Annotated in this window: 13 protein-coding genes; 4 read left to right on the top strand and 9 right to left on the bottom strand. The window is 72.8% G+C overall.

Translation table 11 applies throughout. The features are described 5' to 3' along the window. Window positions 1-7 precede the first annotated feature (7 nt). Window positions 8-1,021, top strand: a complete 1,014-nt coding sequence (locus ASG59_RS11970; RefSeq protein WP_055888538.1) for a patatin-like phospholipase family protein — start codon at window positions 8-10, stop codon at window positions 1,019-1,021. 9 nt (window positions 1,022-1,030) lie between these two features. Here ASG59_RS11970 and bchO read toward each other — a convergent pair whose 3' ends face one another. The 6 genes from bchO to ASG59_RS12000 all read right to left on the bottom strand — a co-directional run bounded on the left by bchO (window position 1,031) and on the right by ASG59_RS12000 (window position 8,668). Further along, window positions 1,031-1,945, bottom strand: a complete 915-nt coding sequence (bchO, locus tag ASG59_RS11975; protein WP_056409060.1) for an alpha/beta fold hydrolase BchO — start codon at window positions 1,943-1,945, stop codon at window positions 1,031-1,033. Further along, entirely contained in the window at window positions 1,942-3,726 is a 1,785-nt protein-coding gene (locus ASG59_RS11980; protein WP_056409367.1) for a magnesium chelatase subunit D, read from the bottom strand. The genes bchO and ASG59_RS11980 overlap by 4 nt, the downstream gene beginning before the upstream one ends. A 5-nt stretch (window positions 3,727-3,731) precedes the next feature. Then, window positions 3,732-4,748, bottom strand: a complete 1,017-nt coding sequence (gene bchI / locus ASG59_RS21285) for a magnesium chelatase ATPase subunit I (protein WP_244472459.1) — start codon at window positions 4,746-4,748, stop codon at window positions 3,732-3,734. Between the two features lie 321 nt (window positions 4,749-5,069). Then, window positions 5,070-6,287, bottom strand: coding sequence for a 5-aminolevulinate synthase (hemA, locus tag ASG59_RS11990; RefSeq protein ID WP_056409062.1), 1,218 nt, complete (start codon window positions 6,285-6,287; stop codon window positions 5,070-5,072). Window positions 6,288-6,794: 507 nt separating this feature from the next. Then, window positions 6,795-7,445 carry a hypothetical protein gene (locus ASG59_RS11995; RefSeq protein ID WP_055888396.1) on the bottom strand — a complete coding sequence of 217 codons (651 nt, stop codon included), beginning with the start codon at window positions 7,443-7,445 and terminating at the stop codon, window positions 6,795-6,797. After that, a complete protein-coding gene (locus ASG59_RS12000) occupies window positions 7,442-8,668 on the bottom strand; it encodes a hypothetical protein (RefSeq protein ID WP_056409064.1) in 1,227 nt (408 codons plus the stop codon). Before ASG59_RS12000 ends, ASG59_RS11995 begins: the two co-directional genes overlap by 4 nt. 276 nt (window positions 8,669-8,944) lie before the next feature. Between ASG59_RS12000 and ASG59_RS12005 the strand changes: the two genes are divergently transcribed. After that, entirely contained in the window at window positions 8,945-10,765 is a 1,821-nt protein-coding gene (locus ASG59_RS12005; protein WP_055888392.1) for a cation:proton antiporter, read from the top strand. A gap of 46 nt (window positions 10,766-10,811) precedes the next feature. Here the strand turns inward: ASG59_RS12005 and ASG59_RS12010 are convergent, their stop codons facing one another. Next, window positions 10,812-11,276, bottom strand: a complete 465-nt coding sequence (locus ASG59_RS12010; protein ID WP_056409066.1) for a hypothetical protein — start codon at window positions 11,274-11,276, stop codon at window positions 10,812-10,814. Between the two features lie 326 nt (window positions 11,277-11,602). On the opposite strand from ASG59_RS12010, the gene ASG59_RS12015 reads away from it, so the two are divergent. Further along, window positions 11,603-12,778, top strand: coding sequence for a VWA domain-containing protein (locus tag ASG59_RS12015; RefSeq protein ID WP_056286288.1), 1,176 nt, complete (start codon window positions 11,603-11,605; stop codon window positions 12,776-12,778). 7 nt (window positions 12,779-12,785) lie between these two features. Here ASG59_RS12015 and ASG59_RS12020 read toward each other — a convergent pair whose 3' ends face one another. Next, a complete protein-coding gene (locus tag ASG59_RS12020) occupies window positions 12,786-13,106 on the bottom strand; it encodes a 2Fe-2S iron-sulfur cluster-binding protein (protein ID WP_055888384.1) in 321 nt (106 codons plus the stop codon). Between the two features lie 179 nt (window positions 13,107-13,285). Then, window positions 13,286-13,627, bottom strand: a complete 342-nt coding sequence (locus ASG59_RS12025; protein ID WP_056409068.1) for an Hpt domain-containing protein — start codon at window positions 13,625-13,627, stop codon at window positions 13,286-13,288. A gap of 283 nt (window positions 13,628-13,910) precedes the next feature. Here ASG59_RS12025 and ASG59_RS12030 point away from each other — a divergent pair, with 283 nt between their 5' ends. Next, on the top strand, window positions 13,911-21,593 hold the full coding sequence (locus tag ASG59_RS12030; protein ID WP_056409071.1) for a hypothetical protein: 7,683 nt from the start codon (window positions 13,911-13,913) through the stop codon (window positions 21,591-21,593). Window positions 21,594-21,619: the final 26 nt, after the last annotated feature.

Consider the following 21,619-nt stretch of genomic DNA (forward strand, 5'->3'; position numbering starts at 1 on the left):
GGACGGCGTGTCCCAGAGCGCGTTCGCCCGGGGCCGCGACCGTTTTCCGGACGGTGCCGTCGAGCCGGTGGCGGAGCGGGCGCCGCGCGGGCCCCGGATCGGGCTCGCCCTCGGCGGCGGCTCGGCCAGGGGCTGGTCGCACATCGGCGTGATCGAGGCGCTGGAGGAGGCCGGCATCCACCCGGAGGTCGTGGCCGGCTGCTCCATCGGTGCGGTGGTGGGCGGGTGCTACGCCGCCGGCAAGCTCCCCGTCCTGAAGGATTTCGCCCTGTCGCTGACGCGGCGCGGCGTGATGGGGCTCATCGACGTGCGCTTCGGCTCCGGGCTGATCGCCGGGGACCGCCTGAGACGGCGGCTCCAGCGCGATCTCGGCGAGCGCCGCATCGAGCAGCTGCCGGTTCGCTTCGCCAGCGTCGCCACCGAACTCGGTAGCGGCGAGGAGGTCTGGCTGAGGCGCGGCTCCCTGGTGGAGGCGATGCGCGCCTCCTACGCCCTGCCCGGCATCTTTCCGCCCGTGCGCCTCGAGGCGCGCCTCCTCATGGACGGCACCCTGGTGAATCCGGTGCCGGTGACGGTCGCCCGCGCGCTGGGAGCCGATCTCGTCATCTGCGTGAACCTCAACGGCGAGGCCTGCCCCGAGCCCGTCGCCGTCGATCCGCCCGCGACGCTCGTGTCCGAGGCCGGCGATACCGTCGCCCTCCATCGCGGCTGGGCGATCCTGCGCGGAATGCGCGGGGCGGGCCGCCGCATCGCCGGCCGGCGCCGACGCCCGGCCCGGGAGCCCGGCGCCCCGGGCATGGCCCGGGTGATGCTGGACGCCTTCAACATCACCCAGGACCGCATCTCGCGGGCGCGCCTGGCCAGCGACCCGCCCGACATCGCGGTCCAGCCGCGCATCGGCGGGATGGGGCTGTTCGAGTTCCATCGGGCCGAGGAGGCCATCGCCCTCGGCCGCGAGGCGGCCAGGGCCGCCCTCCCCCAGATCCGCGCGATGATGGTCTGCGCGGCGTCGCGGGTGTGATCCTCGATCTCAGCCTACACCGATCGATCCCGCCACTTGCGCCGTCTCCCGGGCCGCCCGCAGGATGACCGCCGCCACGGTCTCCGGCGCCTCCTCGTGGGCGAGGTGGCCGAGGTTGCGCAGGAGTTCGACCCTGGCGCCGGGAATGCGCCGCTGCACGGCGAAAGCGGTCTCGGGCGAGACCGCCCTGTCGTCGCCGCCCACCACCAGCAGGGTCGGGACGGCAAGCCGCGGCAGGTCGCGGTCGAGGGCGGCCAGATCCCAGTTCGCCATCATCCCGAGCGCCCCGGCGACATGACCGGGAAAGCGCAGCAGGCGGCGGTAGAGGGCGAGGCCGTGGGCGTCGAGCTTCGAGCCGGTGCCGCGCATCAGGCGCTCCACCGCCGCGGTGTCGGCGCTCCAGGCGAAGATCTTCGGGGTGACGGGGTTGAGGAACAGCACCTTGGCGAGACTCGGGAACAGCACCGAGGCGAGGCCGGGGAAGGGCATCAGCGCACCGTTGAGGGCGACGAGGAGGTCCGGCCTGGCGCCGCCCTCGAGGCTCATCCGCGCCAGGATCGCGGCGCCGGCCGAATGCCCCACCGCGATCCGGGGCGCGACATCGAGGTGGCGCAGGAGCCCGGCGAGCGCCGCTGACATGCCGGGCAGGGACAGCCGGCCCGGCGGCAGCGGGTCGGTGAATCCGTGGCCCGGCAGGTCGAGGGCGAGCACCCGGAAGTCGGCGGCCAGGAGGGGCGCCAGCGCGCGCCAGGAATGGGTGGCCGCGCCGGTGCCGTGGACGAGGAGCAGGGCCGGCGCGTCGGGTCGGCCCATCTCCTGGATGTGCCACACGAGGCCGGCGGCCTCGACGAAGCGGCTCGCGGCGCGGTTGGGCCAGTCGCCCCCGTCGCGCTCCCACTGGGGACGGTCGCTGCGGCTCGTCATCGCGTCTCCTGCGACAGCGCCTTGACGGCGCCGCTCACCTGGCTCGCGTCGGCATAGGGCAGCGCGAGGTAGCGGGCGTCCATGGCCGCGGCCAGGCGCCGGGCCACGTCCTGGGGTCGGGGGGCGGTGTCGATGAAGATCGCGCGGATGCCGGTGGCCCGCAGCGCCGCGGCCGCCTTCAGCGCGTCGGCGCCGGCCTGCGCCCGGCCGGCCTCGCCGACGCGGTCGATGTTGGCGCGCCCGTCGGTGAGGATCACCACCACCGGGGTGCCCCCGCCGCGGCGCACGCCCAGCGCCACCTGCATGGCGATGTCGAGGCCGCTGGCGAGCGGCGTGCCGCCGCCGCCGGGCAGGGCCGAGAGGCCGCGCTTGGCCCGCACCAGCGAGCGCGTCGGCGGCAAGACCAGTTCGGCGCTGCGCCCGCGGAACGCCACCAGGGCGACCTTGTCGCGGCGGATGTAGGCCTCGGCCAGGAGCAGCTCGACGGCGCCCTTGGCCTCGGCCAGCCGCTCCAGGGCGGCCGAGCCGGAGGCGTCCACGGCGAAGATCGTGGTGGTCTCGGTGCGCTGCTTGAAGCGGGCGATGCGCACGTCCTGCGGGCGCACCACGAGGCGCCGCCCTTCGCGCCCGCGCATCCGCTGCCAGGGGGCGGCCGCGCGCAGGGTCTCGATGAGGTCGAGGCGGCCGCTGCGCGCGTCGCCGGGCCGGCTGCCGGCCGGGCGGCCGCTGCGGGAGGAGGCCGCCGCCGCGCCGATCCGGCCGGCCCGCGGCACCTTGGGCCTGAGCCCGCCCTCCGCGAGCTGCGCCAGCAGGCCCGGGGGGATCGCGGCCCGCGCCGCTTCGACCACGCGGTCCTCGAGCTCGGATGCGGTCCGCTCGGCGTCGGTCTCCGGCGCGGGCTGCGGCTCCTGCGGCGGGCCGTCCGCGCCCTCCTCGTCGGGTTCCTGGGCGTCGGATTCTTCGGCCTCCTCCGGCGCCGTGGGCGGCAGCCGGGTCGCGCGAGGGCCGAGCACCAGCCGCGCCGCTTCGATCGTGTCGGCCTCGTCCACGGTGGAGCGTCCATCGAGGCCGGCGGCGATCCGGGCGACGCGGGCGGCCAGCAGCGGACCGCGCAGGGACAGGACGCCGAGCGCGGCCGACGCCTGGCACAGGGCCGTCACCGCGTCCTCCCCCAGCACCGCCGCGCCCATCGGGGGACGGGGAAGCTGATCCGCGTCAGCCTCGATGTCCCTGACCGACAGATCGGTGAGGTCGATCCAGAAGGCGAGCCGTTCGGCGAGCACCGGGGAGGCCCGCTCCTCCTCGCCGATGCCCTCGTCGAGGAGGACCAGTCCGAACCGGGCCGGCCGGCTCTCGGCGAGCCCGTCGCGCTCCACCCGGACGAGTCCGGTGTCGAGGGCGGCGGCCAGGCGCGCCGCCGTGCCGGGGCTGAGGCGCTCGGCCATGGGCACGACGACGATGCCGCCGTCGGCGTCCGCGAGCAGGCCCCGTTGCGCCACCGGCCGCCCGGCGGCCAGGGTCGCGGCGAGGTCGAGGCCGCCGATCAGGCGATCGTCGGCGATGGTGCCCGGCATCTTTCGCCATGGCGCGGCCTTCGGCATGGCCGCGTGGAGGGCGGCGAGCCAGGCGTCGCGCACCGGTCCCGCGCCGGCGCGCACCAGGACACCGCCGCAGCCGTGGGGATCGTTCGCCACGAGACGGGCGATGCGCAGGGCGTCGCGCCACAGGGCCGCCGCATGGAACCCGCCCTCCCCCGCCGAGGGTGGAGGGTCCGCCGGCACCGTGTTCACAGCGAAAAGACCTCGGCCACCGCCCGCGCCACGCGCGCGGTCGAGCCGGATTCGTCCAGCGGGTTGCGGCGCAGGCGGTGGCGCAGGGCGGCCGGGGCGATGCGGACGAGATGGTCGCGGTCCACCGTCCGGGCCCCCTCGAAGGCGGCCAAAGCCCGGGCCGTGCGCATCAGGGTGAGCTCGCCGCGCAGGCCGTCGGTGCCGAGCGCGAGGCAGAGCCGGGCGGCATCCTCCAGGGTCGCATCGGGCACCTCGAGGCTCGGCAGGCGCGCGCGGGCGGCGGTGAGGTCGGCTTGGATGGCGCGGTCGGCGGCCTCGTAGGCCGCGCAGAACCCGGCCGGATCGCGCTCGAAGGCGTCGCGGCGGCGCACCACGTCGATGCGGGTGGGCAGGTCGGTGGGGGTGGTGACCTCGACGGCGAGGCCGAACCGGTCGAGGAGCTGGGGCCGCAGTTCCCCCTCCTCCGGGTTGCCGCTCCCGACCAGCACGAACCGCGCCGGGTGGCGCACGCTCAGGCCCTCGCGCTCGACGGTGTTGATGCCGGAGGCGGCGACGTCGAGGAGGAGGTCGACGAGGTGGTCGTCGAGGAGGTTGACCTCGTCGATGTAGAGGAAGCCGCGGTTGGCCCGCGCCAGCAGACCCGGCTCGAACGCCTTCTCGCCGTGCGCCAGGGCGCGTTCGAGATCGAGGGCGCCGACCACCCGGTCCTCGGTGGCGCCCAGCGGCAGGTCCACCACCGGCACCGGCACGAGGTGGGACCGGCGCTCGCCCTGGCGCGCGGCGCAATGCGGGCATGGGTCGGGGCTCTGGGCGGGATCGCAGCCGTAGGGGCAACCGACCACCGCCCTCATCTTGGGCAGCAGCGCGGCCAGCCCCCGGATCGCCGTGGACTTGCCGGTGCCGCGGTCCCCGAACACGAGGACGCCGCCGACGGAGGGGTCCACGGCGGCGATCAGCAGCGCCCGCTTCATCTCGTCCTGGGCGACGATGGCGGAGAAGGGAAAGGTGGTCACGCGGGGGCACGCTTTCGTCATGGTCGGTACAGGGAATCGCACGAAGCGCGAACTCCCCTTCCCCGCGGCTGGGGAAGGTGGCCCGCGGAGCGGGTCGGATGAGGGTGGCTCCTCTCGCGGGAGGGTGCCCTCACTCCCCCATGCTCCGCAAGCGCCCAAACGCGCGCAGGCGAGCGGATGCACACAGGCCGCCGATGGCGCACCCGACCGGTCCCGGACGGCGCGGTTCCCTCCCCTGACGGCGAGGGAACACGAAAGCGGATCCCGCGATCGTTCAGTCGGTGGCGCCGAATTCCCCGACGTGCCGCCGCGGCGAGCGTCTCACTCTGCCGCCGCCCGCTCCACGCCCATGCGGCCCCAGATCGAGGTGAGCGCGCCGACGAGGTGGTCGATGTCGGCGTCCGAATGCAGCGGCGAGGGCGTGATCCGCAGGCGCTCGGTGCCGCGCGGCACGGTGGGGTAGTTGATCGGCTGCACGTAGATGCCGAACTCGTCGAGCAGCGTGTCCGAGATCGCCTTGCACAGGACGGGATCGCCGACCATCACCGGCACGATGTGGCTGTCGTTGGGGAGGTAGGGGATGTCGGCCGCGTCGAGGCGGGCGCGGACCTGTGCGACCCGCTCCTGATGCCGGATGCGCTCGACGTTGCTGCCCTTGAGGTGCCGGATGCTGGCGGCCGCACCCGCCGCCACGGCCGGCGGCAGCGACGTGGTGAAGATGAAGCCGGAAGCGAAGCTGCGCACGAAGTCGCACAGTTTCTCGGAGCCGGTGATGTAGCCGCCGTGCACCGCGAAGGCCTTGCCGAGGGTGCCCTCGATCACGTCGAGGCGGTGGGCGAGGCCCTCGCGCTCGGAGATGCCGCCGCCGCGATTCCCGTAGAGGCCGACCGCATGGACCTCGTCGAGGTAGGTGAGCGCACCGTGGGCTTCCGCCACGTCGCAGATCTCGGCGATGGGGGCGATGTCGCCGTCCATGGAATAGACCGACTCGAAGGCCACGAGCTTGGGGCGCGAGGGATCGATCAGCCGCAGCTTGCGGTCGAGGTCTTCGGGATCGTTGTGGCGGAAAATGTGGCGCTCGGCGCGGCTCGCCTTGATGCCCTCGATCATGGAGGCGTGGTTGCCCTCGTCGGAGAGCACGACGCAGCCCGGCAGCTTGCCGGCGAGCGTGCCCAGCGCCGCCCAGTTCGAGACGTAGCCGGAGGTGAAGAGGAGGGCCGATTCCTTCTGGTGGAGGTCGGCCAGTTCCTGCTCCAGGAGCACGTGGTAGTGGTTGGTGCCCGAGATGTTGCGGGTGCCGCCAGCACCCGCGCCGCAGCGGTCGAGGGCGTCGTGCATGGCGTCGAGCACGATCGGGTTCTGGCCCATGCCGAGGTAGTCGTTCGAGCACCACACCGTCACCGGGCGCTGGCCGCCGGGCGTGTGGTGGGTGGCATGGGGGAAACGGCCGTTGTGGCGTTCGAGATCGGTGAAGACGCGGTAGCGGCCCTCGCGATGGAGACCGGCCAATGCGTCACCGAAGAATGCCTCGTAATCCATGGGCGTCCCCTTTCCCTGTCATCCGACGTTCTGTGCGGCTCGTGACAACCTAGCTTGACACTCGAAGTGACAATAATTCTAGACACGAAATTTGCCAGCACTTTTTTTCGGCTCTCGCCGACTCTTCGCGGGAGGGGGGAACGATGGGGTATGGCGGGGGCACGCCGCGCCTGCGCACCGTGGGCTCCGAACGCAAGATCATGTCGTCGGGTGCGGTCGATACCCACCTCCCCGTCATCCCGGGGCTGTGCAGCACAACCGGGAATCCATGAGTGCCGCCGACGACCGAAGAGCTGTCGGCGGCTCCGGGTTCCGTGTTCGCCTGCGGCGCCCCGGCATGACCGAGGGTGGCCGTGACCGTGGGGATCGCCGTCTCGCTTGTGTGTCGCGACCTCGGTGCGCCGAGCGACCGCCGCCGTCGAGATCCCCGCGTCAGCTTTGGACCGGATCGCAAATCGAACCGGCTTCGCCGGAACGGGCCGTCTCGACGATGCCGCCCCTCGAGCCCTACAGCGCCTTGCCGTCGTGCCAGACGCAGTTGGAGGCGAGGATGCCGAGGTTCACGTCGGACTTGGCCGGCTGCGGCAGGGTCTTGCCGTCCATGGCGAGGTCGATCTTGATCTCGACCTGGCCCTTCTGCTCGTTGGTCCGGCGCGAGAAGTAGCAGTACTGCTGGAAGGGCGCGTCCTCGTTGGCCTTGAAGTTCCAGCCGGTGACGATCTGCCCGTCCATGTAGGGCACCTGCTTGAACACCGTGAAGCTGGTATTCACCGTGGCCTTCGAGGCCGGAGCGGCGTCGGCGCCGAGCTGCGCCTTGGTCGGCGTCGGGGTCGCGGCGGCCCTGGGGAGCCCGCCCTCGAGCTTCAGGGTGTTGTCGGTGAGCGTGACCTCGCCCTTGGTCTTGATGGTGACGTCGGAGAGCGCCGTCTGCATCGCGGCGGCGATCTTCTCGGCGGCCGAATCGAACTGGTTCATCGTCGCGTAGCCGTAGAAGCTGGCGCCCAGGCCCGCCCCCGCCAGCAGGCAGAAGGCGCCCGCCCCGAGGGAGCGGAACAGGAAGGCGCGCGCGGCGGTCATCCGCGCCTCCGCCCTGAGGCGGCCGTTGACGCTCTGGGCGAGGACGACGTTCTCGGGCGTCCCTTGCGCGTGCAGGCTCATGCGCCCGCTCCCGCGCTGGCCGGGACCGCCGTCGGCGCGCTCGCCGCCGGCCTGCGGTCGATCGGGATCACCGCGCCGCCGGCCGCCGCCTCGCGGGCGGCGGCGGCATCACGGGCCGCCGCGGGCTTGGGCTGCTGCAGCCCCATCTCCTCGCGGATCGCGTCGGTGATCGAATCGAGCATGTAGGGCGTGGCTGCCGGGTCGACGGTGGCACCGAGGTCGTCCTCGTCCATGAAGGTCTTGCGCACCGAGACCGAGCACAGGGCGAGGATCGTCGAGGCGAAGGCGGCGCAGAGCGCAGGCACGAACACGAAGATGCGCAGGAAGGCGTGGACCTGCGCGTCGGTGACGTCGATGGGGTCGACGCCGTAGACCATGGCGGTGAAGGAGTGCAGCTGCGAGCGGTTGACCGCGTTGCGATAGGCCTGCTCGGCGTCCGCCACCTTGCGGTCGGCCGCACCCCGGTCGAGCTCGGCCCGCGCCTTGCGGGCGTCCTCGAGGGACTTCACGACGAGGCCGCGGTCGGCGCCGGCCTTGGCGACGCTGGCGTTCAGCGTGGCGGTGCGCGGATCGGTGACGCACTTCAGGTTGGAGTAGCGCTGGCCGCGGCTGTTGGTGCCGGAGATCCGCTCGCACCGCTGGGCGGGAAGGCCGGCGAGCTGGGTGGCGTTCTCGGTGGCCCGCTTCTCGATCTGGTCGAGCTCGGTGGTGTATTGGGCGACCCGGGCGTCGGCGGCACCGATGCGGCCGTCGATGGTGCTGCGGTCGGCCTGGGCGTCCTTGAGGGCGGTCTTGGCCTTGGCCGCATCCATGAGGCGGGGATGGAACATCATCTCGCCGAGCTGCGAGACCGACTTCGTCGTCACGCCCGCCGCGAAGACGATGCCGATGATGGCCAGCACCCGCACCACGACCGAGCGCTGCGTGCGCGCCAGGATGCCCAGCGGCACGCGGCACAGCTCCACCGCCGCATAGACCAGCGGCGCCAGCAGCATGAAGTAGAACGCGCGCGGATCACCGTCGCTGTAGTAGCCCGCGAACAGCCAGGCGCCCCACAGGGAGGCGCCGATCACCATCGCCTCCACGAGGTAGGCGATGCCGACATAGCCCCACTTGATGCGGTAGCCCTTCTCCACGTGGCGCTCGTGCCGCCACTGGTCCGTCTCGCGGATCCAGGCACGGCGCTCGCGCTGGACGTCCCTGCTCGGGGGGGTTCTCGGCATGGGGCACTCTGGTTTCGATACGCGACGGAGGCGGGTTTAACATCCGGTTAAGCAGCCGCGTTATGCGGCTATTGTGCCGTTTTTGGGCCAGCCCGCGGTCCAATCGTCGGCCTGCGGTTCCCGACGGGCCGGGATGGCCGTCGCGGAAGGCTTGCGTCCCGCATCCGCCTCGCGCAAAGCCGCGCTCGGGCGGCGCGGCCGTGGCCGGCATCGCTCCGGCCGCTCGCGGCCCGAGGACGCCACGCTCGCCGCGGCCGAGAACGGAGCCGGACTGCGATGACCGACGTCCACGCCGGCTCCTACAAGGAAGCCATCATCTTCCTCGTCACCGCCGGCGTGGTGGTGCCCCTGTTCCACCGGCTGCGCATCAGCCCGGTCCTCGGTTTCATCGGGGCGGGGGCGCTGCTGGGGCCGTTCGGCCTCGGGCGGCTGGCCGACGGCCTGCCCTGGATCGGCTACGTCACCATCGGCAACCGGGACCAGATCGCGCATCTGGCCGAGTTCGGCGTCATCTTCCTGATGTTCATGATCGGGGTGGAACTGTCCTGGGAGCGCCTGCGCACCCTGCGCCGCCTGGTGTTCGGGCTCGGCTCGGTGCAGGTCATCGCCTCGTCGCTGGTGATCGCGGCCTGCCTGCGCGCGGTCGAGGTGCCCTTCGGCGCCGCCCTCATCGTCGGCCTTGCGCTGGCCCTGTCCTCCACCGCGGTGGTGCTGCCGGTTCTCGCCGAACAGAAGCGCCTCAACACGCCGGCCGGCCGCGCCAGCTTCGCCGTGCTGCTGTTCCAGGACCTCGCGGTGGCGCCGATGCTGTTCGCGGTGGCGGTGCTGGGCATGAAGGAGGGCGGCAACGTCGGCTCGGCCCTGGCCATCGCCCTGGGCCAGGCCGCGATCGCCCTCCTCGTCATCGTCGTGGCCGGCCGCCTCGCCCTGCGTCCGCTGTTCCAGCTCGTGGCGCGCACGCGCTCGCCGGAACTGTTCATGGCGGCCTGCCTGCTGGTCATCGTCGCCACCGCGCTCACGGCGGCGGCGAGCGGCCTGTCGATGACGCTGGGCGCCTTCATCGCCGGGCTGCTGCTCGCCGAGACCGAGTACCGCCGGGCGATCGAGGCGACGATCGACCCGTTCAAGGGGCTCCTCCTCGGGGTGTTCTTCGTCTCGGTGGGCATGGGGCTCGACCCCGCCCTGCTGGTGTCGGCGCCCAAGACGATCATCGGGCTGGCCCTGTGCCTCCTGGCGATCAAGGCGGCGGTGATCGTGGCGGCGGCGCCGTTCTTCCGGGTGACGCGGGCGGTGGCGCTGGAGGCGGCGCTTCTGCTCGGCCCGGGCGGCGAATTCGCCTTCGTGCTGATCGGCGGCGCCATCGCCGGCGGCCTGGTGCCCGAGCCGGTCGGCCAGGCGGCGCTGATCGTCACCACCGTGACGATGATCGCGATCCCCGGCCTCGCGGTGGTGGCGCGCCGGCTCGGGCGGCGGCTGTCGTCGGCCCGCCTTGGCCGGGCCCGGGCCGAACCGCTGCCGGCCAAGCTGCAGAACCGGGTGATCATCGCCGGCTACGGCCGGGTCGGCCGCCTCGTCGGCGAGATGCTGGCCCGCCACAAGATCCCGTACCTCGCCCTCGACGCCGACGCCGCTCGGGTCTCGGAACAGCGGCGCCTGGGCAACCCGGTCTACTTCGGCGATTCCGCCAATCCCGAGCTGCTGCGCCGCTGCGACATCGCCTCGGCGCGGGCGCTGGTCGTCACCCTCGACAACCCGCAGGCGGTGGAGGCGGTGGTGGAGGCCGCCCGGGCCGAGCGGCGCGACATCACCATCGTGGCGCGGGCGCGCGACGCCCGCCATGCCGCCGCCCTCTACGAACTCGGGGTCGACGACGCCGTGCCCGAGACCATCGAGGCCTCGCTCCAGCTCTCCGAGGCGGTGCTCGTGGATGTCGGCGTGCCGATGGGCCTCGTGATCGCCTCGATCCACGAGCGCCGCGACGAGTACCGCGCCATGCTCAAGCGCAAGGAGACCGAGGTGCGCCCCGCCTTTCGCGCCCGCCGCACCGTCGGAAAGGGAACGCCGCCCGAGGAGGCCCCGGTCGCCGAGGCGCCGTGACGGGCCGGACAGAGAGCGGCGAGGGTCCGGTCCGGCGACGCTGCGATCAGAACAGGCGTCCCTGGCCCAGGTTCGGCGACGTGGGCGCGCCGGGCGTGGGCACCGGCGCCGCCTCGGCGCGCTCCTTTACCGACCTCGGTCCGCGACGGACGCCGACGCGCGCGCGCGGTTCGCTGCCGGTGGCGAAGCTGCAGCGGTAGACGATCTCGTCGGGGGGGCCGAGCGCGGTATCGAGGGGCACGGTGACCGTGTCGCCGGAGTAGCGCCACTTGCGGGTGCCCTTGTCCCAGTAGAGCCAGATCATCGTCGGATGGCCCTTGATCGCGAAGACGGCGGCGTTCTTGGCCAGCGCCTGGATGGTGCGCGGGTCGTACATGCCCTTGGCGCGATAGGCGTCCTGGAACGCCTGCGGCTGGCGCTCGACGAACGTGTTCTTCACGATCTGAATCGTGGCGCCCGGTTTGCCAAGAAACCGCTTGAAGTCGCTCAAAGATCGCAAGACGACCGACATGGCGTCACCCTTATCCAGGACCGTACGAGCACGGCCCTGACTTGCACGAGACTGTGCAGACGAGCTGTTTGATTCTCGTGACGCAGATGGAGGGGGGGAGAACGCTACGGCGCGGGATATCAACAGGTTTCCCGGGTTATACCCAGCTTCGTGCCGGGCATCGCAACACCGTCCTGCCCATCGAGCCCGCGTGAACGCCGATAAATTGCTTATTCAGCTTCGGAATCCCGGCCGACGACCGGCATGGGCCGGGGTGCCGAGGGGCTCGCCGCGGCGCCGTTCCGTGCCGGCTTGACGCGGCGCCCGCCTTGCCGCGTTGTCGGGCGATGCTGCTGCCGTTCTTCACAGCCCTGCGCGCCGCCCGGGTGCCCGTCACCCTGCGCGAGTACCTGACGCTTCTGGGCGCCCTCGACCGCAATCTCGCCGACCGCAGCGTCGAGACGTTCTATCTCCTGGCCCGCACCGCCCTCGTGAAGGACGAGCGGCATCTCGACCGGTTCGACCGGGTCTTCGGCACCGTCTTCAAGGGCGTCCAGTCCCTCGACGCGGCGGTGGAGGCGTCCGCCATCCCCGAGGAATGGCTGCGCAAGCTCACCGAACGCTACATGACCGACGAGGAGAAGGCAGAGCTCAAGGCGCTCGGCTGGGACAAGCTGTTCGAGACGCTGAAAGAACGCCTCGCCGAGCAGAAGGAGCGCCACCAGGGCGGTTCGAAGTGGATCGGCACCGGCGGCACCTCGCCCTTCGGCGCCTACGGCTACAATCCGGAGGGCGTCCGGATCGGCCAGGACGGCAACCGCCATTTCCGGGCGGTGAAGGTGTGGGACCGGCGCGACTTCAAGGACCTCGACGACGGCGTCGAACTCGGCACCCGCAACCTGCGCGTGGCGTTGCGCCGCCTACGGAGCTTCGCCCGCACCGGGGCGGCGGAGGAACTCGATCTCGACGGCACCGTCCGGGCGAGCGCCGCCAAGGGCTACCTCGACCTGAAACTGCGGCCCGAGCGCCGCAACGGCGTGAAGGTGCTGCTGTTCCTCGACGTCGGCGGATCGATGGACCGGCACGTGGAACTGGCCGAGGAACTGTTCTCGGCGGCGCGGGCCGAGTTCAAGCACCTCCAGCACTTCTATTTCCACAATTGCCCTTACGAGCGGGTCTGGACCGACAACCGCCGCCGTCACGACGAGGGGATGCCTGTCCTCGACCTCGTCCGCACCTATCCGTCCGACTACCGCCTCGTCTTCGTCGGCGACGCCGCCATGAGCCCCTACGAGATCGCGATGCCGGGCGGCTCGGTGGAGCATTGGAACGAAGAGGCGGGCCAGGTCTGGCTGCAACGGCTCCTCGACCACTTCCCGAAGGCCGCCTGGCTCAACCCGACGCCGCCCGAGCACTGGGCCTACACCCAGTCCACCGCCATGGTCCGGCGGCTCGTGGACGACCGGATGTTCCCCCTCACCCCTGAGGGGATCGAGGGCGCCACCAGGGTTTTGATGCGGTGAGGCCGGATCACCCCTGGCGAGCCGGCGTCGTCACGGTAAGCCCGTCGAGGTCGGGCTTGACGCGGATCTGACAAGAGAGGCGCGAGGTCGAGCGCACGTCGGAGGCGAAATCGAGCATGTCCTGTTCCATCGGCTCGGCCGGCCCGACGACGGCGGCCCAATCGGCGCCGACGTAGACGTGGCAGGTGGCGCAGGCGCAGGCGCCGCCGCATTCCGCGTCGATCCCCGGGACGTTGTTGCGGATCGCCGCCTCCATCACGGTCGAACCGACCTCCGCCTCCACTGTCCTGGCCGTGCCGGCATGGTCGACGTAGGTGATCTTGGGCATCGCTGGCTCCGGGTTCGTCCACCGCATGTGTGGCCGGTCTTGTGGCGCGCGCCTGCCTTGAAGGGGCGGGCCCCTGAAAGCAAGCGTCGCGGCGGGTCCGGCCATTATTCCCTGCGCCGACGTGAGAGCGCCAGGGCGGTTCCGCCGGAATGCGCCGGCGCCCGCTTTTGCCGCACGGGTCAGGTTGCGTCGGGCCCGAGGCGGTCGATGGCCGCCAGCGTGTCGGCGACGACCCTCGCGATATCCGCGAGGCCGGGAGGTGCGGGGTCTCCGGCGCGCAGGCCCGCCTCCACCTCGGCGCAGAGCGCGGCCAGCGCGGCGGCCCCGACCCCCAGGGCCGAGCCGCGCAGGGTATGGACGAGGTCGGCCCGCGGCGCCGACGCCGGCCCGTCCTCGCGAATGCGGGGCAGGAGCACGGCGCATTGATGCGCGAACAGCGTCAGCACCTCCCGCGCCAGATCGGCATCGCCGAAGGTCTGGGCGTCGAGATGGGCGCGGTCGATCAGGGCGGGAGGCGACACGTGGGGCGATCCTGGGCCTGCGCGGGCGAGCCGGGGGGCGGCTGTCCACAGGCCATGCGGCGGCGGTTCGCAGGCGCTTAAGCATTGAGGCATCATGCGGATAGCCCGCTGCCGGAGTTCGGGCTTTCGTTTAGTAACCATTCCGTTAAGGTTTTTCGGGTGGTTCGCCCGGCTCGGGTATCCCGGCCCGGCGGCGAAGTCTAAACTTCCTTGGTAAATCGGTAAAAATGACTCCGGCCGCCGGTGACAGCGGTGGGTCGGGGCTCGCGTGACGAGGCGTTGGATGGCCACGGAAAAGAAGCTCAAGGATCCGGCCGAGGCGGCGCTTTCCGCGATCGAACAAGCTCTGAACCTGGACATGCTGACCCCCGAGCGGGACGACAAGCGCGTCGAGCCGCGGTTGCCCGACGTCGGCGACGGCGACGACCTCCTCGACCGCAACGGACGCCTCGCCCCCCCACGCCTCGACCTCGATCCCCCGCTGGTGTCCGACCTCGCCCAGGCCGATCGTTCGCGGCCCCGGCGCGAGGGCGGGCTCCTGCCCCCCGACCGCTCGCTGGTGGCCAACGACGACCGCCAGAACATCGGCATCCTGCAGCAGACCCTGCGGGTGCGCCCGTCCTCGAAGCCCTACCTCGTGGCAGCGATCGCGGCGCTCGCCTGGATCGGGGCCCTCGTCGGCCTGGCCTGGCAGCAGTCGGGTGGCGACCTGCGCGCCTTCTTCGCCGGGATGACCGCCCTCCAGTCCGCCGTCGCCGCCACCGTGGTGGTCGGCCCCACCGTGCTGTTCCTGATCATGGCCATGCTGGCCGTGCGCGCCCAGGAGATGCGCCTCGTCGCCCGCGCCGTCGGCGAGGTCGCGATCCGTCTGGCCGAGCCCGAGAACTTCTCCACCGACGCGGTCCTGACCATGTCGCAGACCGTGCGCCGCGAAGTGGCCGCGGTGGGCGACGGCGTCGAGCGGGCGCTGGCGCGGGCCGGCGAACTCGAGACCCTGGTGCGCGGCGAGATCGCCACCCTGGAGCGGGCCTATTCCGAGAACGAGATCCGAATCCGGTCGCTGGTCGACGAACTCGTGGCGCAGCGCGAGTCCATCGTCGCCAACGCCGAGCGGGTGCGCGGCGCCATCGCCGGCTCCCACCAGAACCTCACGGCGGAACTCGACGGCGCGGCCGAGCGCATCGTCGCCGCCGTCACCGGTGCGGGCGACCGGGTCACCGGCGCCCTCGACGCGCGCGGCGAGGCCATCACCACGGCGCTCGGCGACCGCGGCGACGCCATCACGGCGGCGCTGGGCGTGGCCGGCGACAAGGTGGTCGGCCTCGTCTCGGAGCGTGGCGACGATCTCGTCCAGCGCCTGACCACCACCAGCGAGGGCGTGCGCGGCAGCCTCGCCGACGTCGGCAACGCCCTGGCGCAGTCGCTGGAGAGTCGTGCCGGCGAGGTCACCCAGGCCTTCGAGCGCACCGGTGGCATCCTCACCGCGACGCTGGCCGACAACGCCGGCCAGGTCGCCAGGACCCTCGCCGAGACCGGGGCCGAGGTGATCTCGGCGCTCAACCGCCAGGGCGGCGCCGTGCGCGAGAGCTTCGAGGAATCCGCTCGCTCCCTCGAGACCACCTTCCTGTCCCGCGGCACCGAACTCACCGAGCGGTTCGCCTCCACCGGCGGCACCATCACCGCACGGTTCGCCGAGACCGGCGCCGCCCTCACCCAGGACATCGCCACCCGCGGGGCGTCCCTGCGAGCCGAGATCGAGGCGGCCGGCACCGGCGTGTCCGATCTCATCGAGACGCGCAGCCGCGACGCCCACGCCGGCCTCGTCCTGGCCGCCACCGGCATCGTCGAGACCTTCAGCACCAGCGCCGCCGGGCTGCGCGACGACCTCGTCGCCTCCGCCGAGGGTCTGGCCGCCAGCGTCGGCGCCAGGGGCGATGCCATCGCGGACCGGATCGCCGCCGTGGCCGACCGCCTGCACGAGACCGTGACCGTCCAGGGCGGCGGCCTCGAGACCCGGCTCGATGCGGCCGGCGAGCGGATCGGCAACCTCGTCCTCCTGCGGACCCAGGAGGCGACCACCGCCCTCGACGGCGCCTTCACCTCCCTCGGCCAGACCTTCGAGACCCGCGCGTCGGGCACCGTCGACAGCCTGCGCTCCACCGTCGACGCGCTCGGCGCGGACATCGACGGCCGTGGCGCCAGGGTCGCCGAGATCGTCCGGCTCGGCGCCGAGGCGATCACGACCTCCGTCGTCGCCAGCACGGACGAGGCGGTCAGGGCCCTGCGTCACTCCGCCGAAGCATCGGCCGCCACCGTCGGCGCCAGCACGGCGGAGGCCGTCGAGGCCCTGCGCCGCTCCGCCGAGGAGACCACCAGCGCGGTCGGCGCCAGCACCGGCGAGGCCGTCCAGACGTTCCGCCGCTCGGCCGAGGACATGACGGCCGCCGCCGCCGCCAGCGCCGACCGCGCCGCCGAAGCCATCCGCCTGTCCGCCTCCGGGGCGACCGGCGAGCTCGAGGCCCGCACGGCGGACGTCGCCGCCGTGTTCGACCGCCGCGTGGCGGCCACCGCGGACGACCTCTCCGCCAGGACCCAGGCGGCGGCCAACGCCCTGCTCGAAACGGTCCAGGGCGTCGGCGGCGAGCTCGAGCGCAGCGCCGAGACCTCCGTCGAGGCCCTGCGCCGGGCTGTGCTGGGCATCGGCGACCAGGTGACGGAGCGGACCGCGCAGGTCACCGGCGCCCTCGCGCAGGCGGCCGAAGGCCTGCGGGCCGACCTCACCCAGCGCATCTCGGAGGTGGAAACCGCCTTCGGAAGCCAGGGCCGCGGCCTCTCCGACCTCATCGCCACCCATGCCCAGGATGCGCAGGCGCAGATCGCCGGCGTCGCCCGCGACGTGGTGATGGCGGTGACGACCCATGGCGCGCGCGTCAACGACGCCCTCGTGCGCACCGGGACCACCTTCACCGAAGCCACCGAAGGCCGCGCCCGCGACATCGACGCGGTGCTCAACGACCGCCTCTCCGCCCTCATGGAGACGATCTCCCGCGGCGACATCCTGGCGGACCGGATTTCGCGGGATACGGCGTCCCTGACGCAGGTCGTGGACGGCCAGCTCGCCGAGATGGACCGCGTCATCACCGTGCAGGGCAAGGCCATGGCCGAGACCATCGCCGACCGCACGCGGGAGGCGCGCGATGTCGTCGAGGCGCAGCTCGGCGCCCTCGAGGACCGCTCCGTCAAGCGCACCGCCGAGATCGGCGAGACCTTCACGACGCTGGTGACCCACATCGACGGACATCTCGGCGCCCGCGCCACCGCGCTCAACGAAGCCCTGATCGTGCGCACCGGCGAGATGGCGCGCATCATGACCGAGGGCAGCCGCGACCTCGTCCAGGCGCTGGACGCCCGTGCCGACGGCATGGCCCAGGACATCGCCGCCCGCAGCCAGAGCCTCGGCGACACCCTCGGCGTCCGTGCGGCCGAAATCGCCGAGCGGATCGAGGTACAGACGGTCGCCCTCGCCGGCCGCCTCGACGACGGGGTCGGCCGCTTCGACACCGGCGTCCTCCAGCGCCTGGAGGCCATCGGTGCCGCCCTCGAGGAGCGCAGCCGCCTTATCGACGAGACCTTCGGCGCCCAGGCCTTCGAGGCGATCCGCCTCATCGAGAGCCGCACCCGCGCCGTCGACGACGAACTCGCCGGCCGCACCCGCGAACTCGTCGCCCTGGTCGAGCAGCGCAGCGGCGGCGCCAACGAGGCGCTCGCCGCCCAGGTCGAGGCGGTCCGTGCCGCCTTCGCGGAGCGCGCCGACGACCTCGGCACCCTCATCGACGCCCGCACCGCGGCCATGACGAGCGAACTCGACGAGAAGGGGCGCCAGGTCTTCGGCGCCCTGGGCGGCCGCATCACCGAGATCGCCCGTCTCTTTGACACCGGCAGCGCCTCGCTCGGCGCCCTCCTCGACCAGCGCGGTGAGGCCGTGCTCGGCCGCCTGCGCGAGGTCGTGGCGGAAGCCGACCGGCTCCTCGCCGAGGGCGAAGGCCGTCTCGGCAAGACCCTCGACACCCGCACCGCCGACATCAGCGCCCTCCTCGACGAGGGGGTCCGCACGGTCCACGGCCTCCTCGACGACCGCACCGGCGAGATCCGCGGCCTGCTCGACGGGCATGCCGGCGCCCTCGCCCATACCTTCGACGACCGGGCCAGCCAGATCCGGGCCCTCCTCGACGACCGCACCGGGGCGATCACCGCGACCCTCGACGACCGCACCGGCCGCATCCGCGCCCTCGTGGACGACCATTCCGAAACGCTGGCCGCGACCTTCGACGGAGGCACCGACCAGATCAGGGGCCTGCTCGACCGTCATGCCGACGGCGTGACCGCCACGCTGGGCGACGGCACCGCCCGGATCGGCGGGCTCATCGAGACCCACCGGACGGACCTCGCCGCGGCGATGGACGGCGGCGCCGGCCTCATCCGCGACCTCGTCGATACGCATGCCACCGTCGTGGCCACCGCGCTGGGTGACAAGGCCGTCGAGATCAAGTCCGCCCTGGAGCACCACGCCGAGGAGCTGGCCACCACCCTCGACGGCCGGACGGAGAGCCTGCGCGCCATCGTGGGCGGCCATTCCGGCGCCATCGCCGCGACCTTCGGCGACGGCACCGCCGAGATCCGCAACCTGCTCGACCATCACGCGCAGGGCCTCGCCACCACGATCGCGCAGGGCGCGAGCGGCATGCGGACCCTCGTCGACGGCCAGTCCGGCGTCCTGGCCGCCACCCTGGAGGAGAGGACCGAGCAGATGCGCGGCCTCCTCGACCAGCACGGCGAGTCCCTGACGGCGACCCTCGACGACCGCACCGGCCGCCTGCGCAACCTCGTCGACGGTCATGCCCGCGCCTTCACCACCACCGTCGACGAGCGCACCGCCGAAATCCGCGGCCTGCTCCAGACGCATGCCGGCACCGTCGCGACCAGCTTGGACGACCAGACCGGCGCGATCCGGACCCTCCTCGACGGCCACGCCGGGGCGCTGACCGTCACCTTCGACGAGCGCATCGATCCGCTGCGCGACAGCCTGACCGAACGCAGCCAGCAACTCGTCTCGACCATCGAGACCGCCCTTACCCGGGCCACCGGCGCCATCGACGTGCGCAGCCAGGCGCTGCTCACCCTGTTCGACGAGCGCATCGGCGGTCTCGACGAGGTGGTCCAGGGCGGCGGCGCGCGCTTCGCCAAGACCATCGACGACCGCACCAGCGGCATTCGCGGCCTGTTCGACGAGATCCTGCGGGCCCTCGACGGACTGGTGGACGGCCGTGCCGAGGCCCTCGCCGACCGCCTCGACGCCCGTACGCAGACCCTCGCCACCCTGTTCGACGAGCGCATGCGTGCCCTCGACGCCCTGGTGGAAGAGCGGGCCTCCGACTTCGCGCGGACGATCGAGGCGCAGGGCTCGAGCCTGACCCAGACGGTCGACGCCCGCAGCGAGGCCTTCACCAGCCGCATCGACAACCGCATGAAGGTGTTCGCCAACCTCGTCGCCTCCCGTGGCGACGCCCTGGCCACGGCCTTCGACGACCGCCAGGACGCCTATTCCACCCTGGTGGATCAGGGCACGGCCACCATGCTCGCCGCCTTCGACGAGCGCGTCAGCCGCCACGCCGCCCTCGCCGAGGCCCATGCGGCGGCGCTCGGTGCCGCCCTCGACCAGCGCAACGCCGCGATCAGCACTCTCCTCGACGGACGCACCGAAGAGCTCGGGACCGCCTTCGAGCGCCGCACCGGGGCGCTGGCCACGCTCATCGAGAGCCGTGGCCAGGCCCTGTCGCGACGCCTCGCCGAGAGCGCCGAGGTCATCACCCGCGCCATCGAGGAGCGCGGCGGCGCCCTCGTCACCACCCTGGACGGCCGCGGCACCGAGGTGGTCGAGGCCCTGGGCCACCATGCCGACCGCCTGCGCGACCTCGTCGAGGGCCCGGCCGCGACCCTGGTCGGTTCGCTCAACGACAGCGGCCAGGCCATCGAGCGGGCCCTGGCCGAACACGGCCAGCCCCTGGTGGAGGCGATCCGCGAGCGGACCGAGGCGCTGGTGGCGCAATCGGATGCCTCCGCCAATGCCCTGCTCAGTGCCATCGACGGCGGCGCATCGCGTGCCATCGCGACGCTGACGGATGCCGGCGACCGCCTGCGCACCGATCTCGGCGGCGTACTCGGCCGCATCAACGGCGCCAACGAGGCCCTTCGCGACCTCGTGTCCGGTGCCGGCACCAACCTCGGGGCGATCGAGGAGGGACTCGCCGGCCGCGTCCACCAGATCGAGGCCGCCCTCACGCAGATCGCGGAGGAGACGCGCCGGGCGAGCCAGGCCGTCTCGGAGCAGGTCGACGCCCTCAAGGGGGTCGCCGAAGGCGCCCTGCGCGAGGCCGGCGAGCTGGCCGAGACCCTCGACACCCGCGCCCGGGTCCTGTCCGAGCGCAGTGCCGAGCAGGTCGGCGGCCTGACGCAGGTCGCCGGGTCCCTCGAGACCATCGAGGGCCGGGTCTCCCAGGCCCTGGCCGAGCGGGCGACCGCGATCGAGGGCGTCCTGGCGCGCATCGAGGAGCGCTCCGGCACGCTGGAGGCCCAGACCGCCCGCTTCGACGCGACGGTGGAGCAGACCCTGCGCGCCGCCGAGGAACGGGCTCGCGGGATCGGTGCCGCCCTGTCGGAATCGGCCAAGAGCGCCGGCGCCGCCGTCACCGGCGATTTCGAGCGCCTGCGCGAGGGCGCCAGCAGCGAGGGCGAGCGCACCACGCGGGTCGTTCAGGCGGCCATCGCCAGCGCCTCCGAGCAGATGATGGAGGTGTTCTCCGCCGCTTCCGCGCGCTTCGGCGAATCGGTCACGGTCATGCGCGACATGGCCGCCGAGATCCGCGGCGAACTCGACGCCACCCGCGCCGACCTCAAGCGCGGCGTGCTGGAGATCCCGCGCGAGACGCAGGACGCCACCGGCGAGATGCGCCGGGTGGTCTCCGACCAGATCAAGGCGCTGAACGAACTCTCGGCTTTGGTGTCCCGCTCGAACCGCTCGGTCGACGTCGCCCAGCCGGCCCCCGCCGCCAATCCGGCCGCCGTCGCCACTGCGACCGGCACCCCCAAGGTCGCTGCGCCGTCGCCGGCTCAAGGTCTGGTGGTGCGGTCCGAGCCGGTCCAGGCCCCGCCGCCGGCCCCCGTACCGCCCGCCGTCATCGCGGTGACGCCGGCCGGCGAGGCCGGGCCCGCCCGCTCGGTGTCCACCCCGGCGACCGCCGCGCCGCGGCCGGGCGATCCCCTGCGCGTGGCCGCCCCCGGCCCGCGCAAGGAGGACGTCCGCGGCAGCCGCGACAATCGCGGTTGGCTGTCCGACCTCCTCACCCGCGCCTCGCTCGACGAGGGCAGCGAGGAGGAGATCCGCAACGCCGTGCCGGTTCCGTCCTCCGGTCGTGGACCGACGGGCCGGACGGCGGGGCTCGCCCCGGCGCCCGCTCCGCAGGGCTCAGGCTCGTCCCAGGCATCCGTCCCACCCCAGTCATCCGTCTCGCCTCAGGTGTCCCTCGCCCCTCCCCCCGCCGCCAAGGCGGCCGCCGAGCGCAAGGTCGCGACCCTCGACAGCCTGACCACCGACATCGCCAAGATGATCGATCACCGCACGGCGGTGGACCTGTGGGAGCGCTATCGCCGCGGCGAGCCGAACCTGTTCGACGCTAGGCTCTACACGCCGCAGGGTCGCCAGACCTTCGAGGAGATCCGCCGCCGCTACGGCGCGGATGCCGACTTCCACCGCACGGTGGACCGGTACGTGACCGAGTTCGAGCGGCTGCTCGGGGACGTCTCGAAGAACGACCGCGACAGCCGCCGGGCCGACGCCTATCTCACCTCCGAGACCGGCAAGGTCTACACCATGCTCGCCCACGCCAGCGGCCGCTTCGACGGAGCATAGAAGCGGGCGCCGGGCTCGACGGATTG

Origin of the sequence: Methylobacterium sp. Leaf466, assembly GCF_001425565.1 — a bacterium.
In the GTDB taxonomy this organism is placed as follows: Bacteria; Pseudomonadota; Alphaproteobacteria; order Rhizobiales; family Beijerinckiaceae; genus Methylobacterium.

Excerpts from the sequence above, each read along its gene's own strand:
- ASG59_RS12005 (WP_055888392.1), top strand. The coding sequence starts at position 8,945 with ATGACCGACGTCCACGCCGGCTCCTACAAGGAAGCCATCATCTTCCTC.
- ASG59_RS12010 (WP_056409066.1), bottom strand. The coding sequence starts at position 11,276 with ATGTCGGTCGTCTTGCGATCTTTGAGCGACTTCAAGCGGTTTCTTGGC.
- ASG59_RS12015 (WP_056286288.1), top strand. The coding sequence starts at position 11,603 with ATGCTGCTGCCGTTCTTCACAGCCCTGCGCGCCGCCCGGGTGCCCGTC.
- hemA (WP_056409062.1), bottom strand. The coding sequence starts at position 6,287 with ATGGATTACGAGGCATTCTTCGGTGACGCATTGGCCGGTCTCCATCGC.
- ASG59_RS12000 (WP_056409064.1), bottom strand. The coding sequence starts at position 8,668 with ATGCCGAGAACCCCCCCGAGCAGGGACGTCCAGCGCGAGCGCCGTGCC.
- ASG59_RS12020 (WP_055888384.1), bottom strand. The coding sequence starts at position 13,106 with ATGCCCAAGATCACCTACGTCGACCATGCCGGCACGGCCAGGACAGTG.
- ASG59_RS12030 (WP_056409071.1), top strand. The coding sequence starts at position 13,911 with ATGGCCACGGAAAAGAAGCTCAAGGATCCGGCCGAGGCGGCGCTTTCC.
- bchO (WP_056409060.1), bottom strand. The coding sequence starts at position 1,945 with ATGACGAGCCGCAGCGACCGTCCCCAGTGGGAGCGCGACGGGGGCGAC.
- ASG59_RS11995 (WP_055888396.1), bottom strand. The coding sequence starts at position 7,445 with ATGAGCCTGCACGCGCAAGGGACGCCCGAGAACGTCGTCCTCGCCCAG.